The 6,881-nt window shown below is 52.4% G+C and carries 7 protein-coding genes; 3 read left to right on the top strand and 4 right to left on the bottom strand.

Annotated elements, in window-relative coordinates:
- Positions 1-150: 150 nt before the first annotated feature.
- The 3 genes from AC5JO6_RS10700 to AC5JO6_RS10690 all read left to right on the top strand — a co-directional run bounded on the left by AC5JO6_RS10700 (position 151) and on the right by AC5JO6_RS10690 (position 4,129).
- On the top strand, positions 151-1,494 hold the full coding sequence (locus tag AC5JO6_RS10700; protein WP_496081043.1) for an ABC transporter substrate-binding protein: 1,344 nt from the start codon (positions 151-153) through the stop codon (positions 1,492-1,494).
- A gap of 216 nt (positions 1,495-1,710) precedes the next feature.
- Positions 1,711-2,760: a polysaccharide pyruvyl transferase CsaB gene (gene csaB, locus AC5JO6_RS10695; protein WP_496081042.1), complete on the top strand. Its 1,050-nt coding sequence runs from the start codon at positions 1,711-1,713 to the stop codon at positions 2,758-2,760.
- Between the two features lie 307 nt (positions 2,761-3,067).
- On the top strand, positions 3,068-4,129 hold the full coding sequence (locus AC5JO6_RS10690; RefSeq protein WP_496081049.1) for an aspartate carbamoyltransferase catalytic subunit: 1,062 nt from the start codon (positions 3,068-3,070) through the stop codon (positions 4,127-4,129).
- Between the two features lie 107 nt (positions 4,130-4,236).
- On the opposite strand, the gene AC5JO6_RS10685 is transcribed toward AC5JO6_RS10690, so the two are convergent.
- From AC5JO6_RS10685 to AC5JO6_RS10670, 4 genes are all read right to left on the bottom strand, one after another.
- Positions 4,237-4,506, bottom strand: a complete 270-nt coding sequence (locus AC5JO6_RS10685; protein WP_496081041.1) for a HepT-like ribonuclease domain-containing protein — start codon at positions 4,504-4,506, stop codon at positions 4,237-4,239.
- Positions 4,496-4,834, bottom strand: a complete 339-nt coding sequence (locus AC5JO6_RS10680) for a nucleotidyltransferase family protein (RefSeq protein WP_496081040.1) — start codon at positions 4,832-4,834, stop codon at positions 4,496-4,498. The genes AC5JO6_RS10685 and AC5JO6_RS10680 overlap by 11 nt, the downstream gene beginning before the upstream one ends.
- Before the next feature lie 148 nt (positions 4,835-4,982).
- Positions 4,983-5,780 carry a YdcF family protein gene (locus AC5JO6_RS10675; RefSeq protein WP_496081039.1) on the bottom strand — a complete coding sequence of 266 codons (798 nt, stop codon included), beginning with the start codon at positions 5,778-5,780 and terminating at the stop codon, positions 4,983-4,985.
- A 26-nt stretch (positions 5,781-5,806) separates the two neighbouring features.
- Entirely contained in the window at positions 5,807-6,616 is an 810-nt protein-coding gene (locus tag AC5JO6_RS10670; RefSeq protein ID WP_496081038.1) for a YdcF family protein, read from the bottom strand.
- Between the last annotated feature and the right edge of the window lie 265 nt (positions 6,617-6,881).

Below are 6,881 nucleotides of genomic sequence, written 5' to 3'. Positions count from 1 at the left end.
AGCGGTCAGCGGTCAGCGGTCAGCGGTCAGCGGTCAGCGGTCAGCGGTCAGCCGAGGCTTGCCTGTGTAGCCACAGTTTAGTGAAATGGTATAACGCCGATCGCGCATAGCCTAAACTATTAGGAAATGTTGAGGAGTTGAACATTACCGATGAACCCACTCGCTTCAGTGAATCATCTCAAGCCTGCTAAAGCCGTGAGTCTAGCGATCGCGACGCTGGCGATCGGCTTTCTTGCTGCATCCTGCCAGGAAGCCGCAGCCCCCCCTTCTGCCACATCTAGCGCCTCCCCTTCCAGTACACCAGCCGCCAGTGATGCCAAAAGTCTCAAGATCGGCACACTCCTTCCTGCCACTGGTGACTTAGCGTCTGTTGGGCAACCAATGCTGGCAGCAGTCCCACTACTGGTCGAAACGGTCAACCAGTGTGGCGGCGTTAATGGTGCTCCAGTCGCGCTGTTACCCAATACCGATGATCAAACCGATCCAACGGCAGGTGCTGACGGTATGACTAAGTTAGCCGAGGTCGATAAAGTCGCAGGCGTTGTCGGCTCATTTGGCAGTAGTGTTTCGGCGGCAGCAATTCCGATCGCCATTCGCAATAAAGTGATGCTGGTGTCTCCAGGCAGCACCAGCCCTGTGTTTACGGAACGTGGCAAAAAGGGAGAATTTCAGGGCTATTGGGCACGCACAGCCCCACCCGATACCTACCAGGCGCGGGCATTGGCAAAGTTAGCGTATGAAAAAGGGATTCGACGCGCTGCTACCGTCGTCATCAACAACGATTACGGCAGAGGCTTTGAGAAGGAATTTGTGCAGGCATTTAAGAAACTCGGCGGCACCATCACTAACGAAGCAAAGCCCGCCCGCTATGATCCTAAAGCCACTACGTTTGAAACCGAGGCACAAGCAGCCTTTAGCGGCAAGCCTCAGGGTGTTGCGGCTGTCGCGTATGCAGAAACGGGCGCTTTGTTGCTGAAAACTGCCTATCAGCAAGGGTTGAGCAAAGGTGTCCAGATCTTGCTCACCGATGGCTCCAAATCAGATCAATTTGCGTCTCAGGTTGGTAAGACCAGCGACGGTAAATTCATTTTACAGGGTGCCCTTGGTACGATTCCCGGTGCAGACGGCAAGGCATTGGATGCGCTTACAAAAGCGTGGCAAGAGAAGTTTAAGCAGTCACCTGCTGCCTATGCCCCTCAAGCGTGGGATGCTGCTGCCTTACTGGTGCTTGCTGCCCAGTCGGCTAAAGCAAACACGGGCGACGCAATCAAAAGCAAAATTCTAGAGGTGGCGAACGGTCCTGGTAAAGAGGTTAGTGATGTCTGCGAAGGCTTGAAGCTTCTGAGCCAGGGCGAGACGATTAACTACCAGGGAGCCAGCGGCAATGTCGACATTGACACGAGCGGCGATGTCTCTGGTGTTTATGATGTGTGGGAGGTGGAACCCGATGGCAAGCTCAAGACGGTGAGTAAGGTCAGTCCGACGATCAATTGAGCCTCTTGAAGTGAGTCGTCAAACGGCAGTAGTGAGTAGAGATCTGCTTACAAGCTACTGCCGTTCAATATGATCTAGAGCCATTGGCTGTGATGCACTGTCTAACGTGTCTATCGGTGATGGCTCCAGCCGATCGCCAAAGTCAAAGATGATTGAGTAGCGCATTGAAGTGATGGTCGATCGAGCTAAACGTTAATCTCAACGCTGAACGTCAACATGGGCATCCAGGCAATTTTGTGTGGCTATTATGGTCAGGGCAATGGAGGCGATGAGGCGCTGTTAGCATCGCTGCTGCAAATGTTGCCAGAGTCAGTGACACCACTCGTCCTGTCAGGAAACCCAGAGCAGACGCGCGATCGCTACCACGTAGACGCGATCGATCGGAAAAACCCTCTAGCCGTCCTGCAAGCTCTGCGCCAGTCTCAGGTGTTTATTTGGGGTGGTGGTAGTTTAATTCAAGATGTGACAAGTGCAGTGAGTCCTATTTACTACGCGGGCTTGATGGCACTGGCGCAGACAATGGGGCTGAAGACGATCGCCTGGGCACAGGGAGTGGGTCCACTGCAACGATCGTCCACAAAATGGATGGCAAAACAAACGTTTGCAGGCTGTGATGCCGTTAGTGTGCGCGATCGTGGCTCGGCTGCTATTCTCACCGACTGGGGCATTCCGTTTACCCTGGCTCCTGATCCCGTTTGGGCTTTAGAATCAACGCCCGTAGACGGTTTGTGGGATTTGCCCGCGCCCCGTGTAGCGGTCAACTTACGATCGCACCCGCAACTCACTCCAGACCGCTTGGCGACGTTGACTCAAGCGCTCATCACTTTTCAGAAAGCAACCCAAACCTGTCTCCTGCTGGTGCCGTTTCAAGCAGTGCAGGATCTGGCGATCGCCGAAGCCATTCAACCGCAACTTCCGGGTGTCAGTCACATTCTGCACTTAGACGATCCGCAGCAACTGAAAGGCGTGTTTCGTGGTGTGGAAATGGCGATCGCCATGCGCTTTCATGGGTTGATCATGGCAGCCGCTGAAGGTTGTCGCTGCTTTGCGCTCAGCTACGATCCTAAAGTCAGTTATCTGATGCAAGAACTGGACATACCCGGATGGTCACTGGCAGACATTCCCGACGACCCCAATGTGATCAGTCAAACCTGGCTGGAACTCTACGCCAATGGTGAAGCCCTCTCTACAGATCAGATGCAGTTTTTGCTCGATCGGGCGTTGATCCATCGTGAGGTGTTGTGGAAGGCGATCGGCAAAGGCTGAAGGCACAGGCAAAAAGCAGCGTAACAAGCGGTTGACCAAGCCATTCAATCCTTGTGGCATTGATTGCAAACATTCTACACCTGAGAAGCATACAGGCTCTTGAGGAAAAATCTGACGATCGGTGCTTTTAAGAATACCCGTGCCACGAACTTTAACCTGATGGCAGCCAGCCAGTGAGAAGTCTAAAGGATGTAACTTAGTGTGGGTGCCTTTGCACTCAAGCGCCATGCGTGTACCACAATTGCGGATGCAGGGCTTCAACATCCTCCCCTTAGCGGCACCGCCGTTACTCCCCACTTCTCACCCCATGAGCGTTACCTGGAATCGCCATCACATTCTGTCGTTAGCAGACTTTACCCCTGACGAATACGACACCGTACTGCAAACTGCCAATAGCTTTCGGGAGGTGCTATCACGACGCACCAAAAAAGTGCCGACGCTGCAAGGACAGGTGGTTGCCAACTTGTTTTTTGAATCGTCTACCCGTACACGCAGCAGCTTTGAGTTAGCCGCCAAGCGTCTTTCTGCCGATACCCTTAACTTTGCGCCTGGTACTTCGTCGTTGACCAAAGGCGAAACGATTCTCGACACGGCTAAAACCTACCTGGCAATGGGTACCGATCTCATGGTGATTCGTCACCGCGAAGCCGGGGTGCCACAGGCGATCGCCAATGAGATGGATCGCCTTGGCGTGAAAGTGGGTGTGCTCAATGCGGGTGACGGTCAGCACGAACACCCATCGCAAGCGCTGCTGGATCTCTTCACAATCACTACGCTCCTCGACCCGGATCATCCTCATCTCGCGCTGCTGAAAGACAAGAAGATTGCGATCGTCGGCGATATTCTCCATTCCCGCGTGGCACGCTCTAACCTTTGGAGCCTCACTGCCAGCGGTGCCGAAGTGCATCTGGCGGGACCGCCAACGTTGGTGCCACAGCTATTTGCAGACTATGTGACGGAAGATAAGTCTAAGGGATTAAGGCTAAAGGCTAAAAGTGAGCAACTCGATTCATCCGTTATCCGTTATCCTTCATCCTTGCAGCGAAAGCTGTTCCTCCACTGGTCACTCGAACCCGCTCTCCGCGATGCTGATTTTGTGATGACGTTGCGGCTACAGAAAGAGCGGATGACCAACCATTTGCTGCCGAGTTTGCGGGAGTACCATCAGCAGTTTGGCATCACGCGCGATCGTCTCAAGCTCTGCAAACCCGATGTCAAAGTACTGCATCCCGGTCCCGTCAATCGCGGGGTCGAAATTAGCTCAGACTTGATGGATGATCCCCAGTTCAGTCTCATTTCGCAGCAGGTTACTAGTGGTGTAGCGGTACGCATGGCACTGCTATATCTCATGGGCAGCAGTAAACTTTAAGACAGCCTCGTTTCTGAGGCAACCTGGTTCATTGGTGAATTGTCTTTAGCGGCTACTAATGGTTCGACATAGCCAAGCAATTGAGGTAAATTTTCGTTGATGACGGTTCAAACTTCATCGAGGTCAACTTCATCATAGTCATGGGTAAGAACATCACGTATTCCTGCAATCTGCTTCCAGGGAATGGCTGGATGTTGTTCTCTGAAATCTAACGACAGTCTTTTGGTTGCTTCACCAATAATCGTGATACGACGCACAATAGCATCTTGCTTTTCAATATTTGCTGCTAAAGCGTCTGGGTTGACTCCTTCAACATACTGGAAGATCAGTTTGATTGCTTCTATGATGTCAACCAGAGCTTCTTGATCACGCAACATAGATAAGTTCTGCTGAATTCAGAATGTTGTTGCGTCGAATCCAGTTTCGGCTTTGCTCGATCGCTCTTCTGCTAACCAAATCAACCTGACGATGCAGGAGTGTTTGCAGTTCCTCTTGCATCACCATTTTTTCAAACAATCCTCGTTTTGATGTCGGTTGATAAGTAACTAACACGTCTACGTCGCTATTGGGGCAAAAGTCATCGCGGAGGATAGAACCAAAGAGCGCCAATTCGGCAACGTGCCACCGCTGACAAAAGGCAACCAATTGCGTATGGGATATACCCAGGCGATCGTAGAGCTTAGAACGGGAAGCTGGTAGGTTCATGATGCAGGTTGAGGGCGGCGATCAATCTCCAAGTTAATGATAAGCCACAGACTTGAGCTTTAACTCAATCGTCTCTATCGTTGGCATCTTTGCCCATGCGGTATTTGATGGTGTCGCGTTCTTCGCATCGCTTCCAGGTTCCTCATTGTCATTTAGCCGCCGCTTCACGTTCGCCAAATCGACCTTTAAGGACATAGCTCAGAAGACCACCATATTCTCTGGCAATAATGTTCAGGCGCTCTCGGTAGCCCAAGTCAGAGGGCACCGCATTCGGGTGAGCAATGACCTCAAACCCTAAACTTTGGAAGGTGAGGCGCGATCGCAGCATATGGGGCGAGTCTGTGACTAAAATGATGTGCTTGACGCTCTGAGGCAGCAATAAATCGGCTGTGAACTGGGCGTTTTCTTCAGTCGTCAGGGAACAATTTTCGCCGCTGATTGCATCGCTAGGAATACCCTTTTTTAGCAATTGGTACACAAGCCACTTCGCATCACCACGTCCACTCACAAAAATGCGTGGGGCGCGTTTTGCCTGCCAGAGTGCAAATGTTGCGTCAAGGCGATCGCTCATAAAGCGCCAGCCTCGACCCAGAACCACGATCGCGTCTGCCTGAGCACCCGAATCAGCCGGGATCTGGCTTGTCAGCGTCTGTGTTGCCAGAGCAAGCCCTGGTGGAGATGTAATCAAGAGGCAGGCTAAGGTCAGCGTAATCACGACTTGGGTACGCCGTCGATTCCAGCGGCACTGTCGGCACCATTGCTGGAGGCGCTGTCGCTGGGAGGGTTGACGCAGCATCCACACCAGCCAAACCACAGCCAAAACGAGCAGCGCCAGCAGTGTGAGGCGTACTGGTAGGGAAAGCGGCTGAGTCAGGCGCTTGGAAATTACCTGAGTGAACATCACCCAACGGCTCCGTAACCGGGGGCACGCATTAGAATCGAGCATTTGACTGCTGAGAGCAAGTATCGGCATCACATTGCAGGAGCAGCCGATCGATCAGACAATGTATCTAGAGGGACGATCGCGGTTGGGTTCAGATCGGCTTCTGACGGTTCACGGGGTAAAAAGCGTCCCCGCAGACCATAGCCAACGATGCCTAAATATTCTCGGAAAACCAGATAGGCTTTTTTCCTGGTATCTAAACGATTGGGCAGTGGGTTGGTGTGAGGTGTCACGTCAAACCCAAGGCTGCGAAAGGTCAGGAGCGATCGCAGCATATGCGGCGGGTCAGTCACTAGCAAAATGCGGTGTACATTCTTTGGCTGTAACAGGGCGGCAGTAAAGCGAGCGTTTTCTTCGGTTGTGCGCGAGCAGGGTTCGCCATCGATCGCGCCAGCAGGAATGCCCTTTTGTGCAAGCATGTCCGCAATCTCCTGGGCATCACCCGAACCACTGGCAAAGATCAGCGGTGCGCGTCGCGCGTCCCAAAGCTGAGCGGAAACGTCTACTCGCTCTGGTCTAAGCTCACCGCCTCGCCCCAAGACAACGATCGCGTCTGCCGTTGTACCCGCATCGGATGGCAGAAAAGCGACCAGGATGCGATTGCCGATTTTAAGCATCGGTGGCGAAAGCGTCAGCAAGTAAGCGCACAATAGCGTTGCGCCTAGTCCACTAATGCGCCGTCGCCACCGCAAGCGACGAAACAACAAAGGCAACAACGTGAGGCATATCAAGGGTGGGAGCACCAGTGCTGGCGTTGTGAGCCAGTCAAAAACCTGCCAGGAGAACGCTGTCCACGAGTTTATGAGCGGTTTTTGTATGCACAGTGATGGGTCTAGCATTGCTGTTACCTGATCAATTTCAGTTTGTACTCAACGATGGTCGTCAGTGCTTGCACCCAAAGGCGCTTTAAATCAAAGCGCCACATACTCAAAAAAAGGGAGCGAAAATTGCGAGGCACCCAATGCGATCGTTCTTACCTTAACCTCTTCAAGTTTTAACAAACGTTTGTTAAGGGAACATCCTACCCTTCACAGACAGCGCTCTGGCTCATTTACAGCTACACTTAGGACTATTAAAGTCTCGTTCCTTTGACGCTGATATGTC

This window comes from Tildeniella sp. (genome assembly GCF_059505325.1).
Note: the sequence above shows the minus strand (reverse complement) of the source record. Positions and strands in the feature narration are given on the sequence as shown.

Bases quoted from the DNA above. Each gene is read 5' to 3' on its own strand.
- AC5JO6_RS10700 (WP_496081043.1), top strand. From the start codon at position 151: ATGAACCCACTCGCTTCAGTGAATCATCTCAAGCCTGCTAAAGCCGTG.
- csaB (WP_496081042.1), top strand. From the start codon at position 1,711: ATGGGCATCCAGGCAATTTTGTGTGGCTATTATGGTCAGGGCAATGGA.
- AC5JO6_RS10690 (WP_496081049.1), top strand. From the start codon at position 3,068: ATGAGCGTTACCTGGAATCGCCATCACATTCTGTCGTTAGCAGACTTT.
- AC5JO6_RS10685 (WP_496081041.1), bottom strand. From the start codon at position 4,506: ATGTTGCGTGATCAAGAAGCTCTGGTTGACATCATAGAAGCAATCAAA.
- AC5JO6_RS10680 (WP_496081040.1), bottom strand. From the start codon at position 4,834: ATGAACCTACCAGCTTCCCGTTCTAAGCTCTACGATCGCCTGGGTATA.
- AC5JO6_RS10675 (WP_496081039.1), bottom strand. From the start codon at position 5,780: ATGCTCGATTCTAATGCGTGCCCCCGGTTACGGAGCCGTTGGGTGATG.
- AC5JO6_RS10670 (WP_496081038.1), bottom strand. From the start codon at position 6,616: ATGCTAGACCCATCACTGTGCATACAAAAACCGCTCATAAACTCGTGG.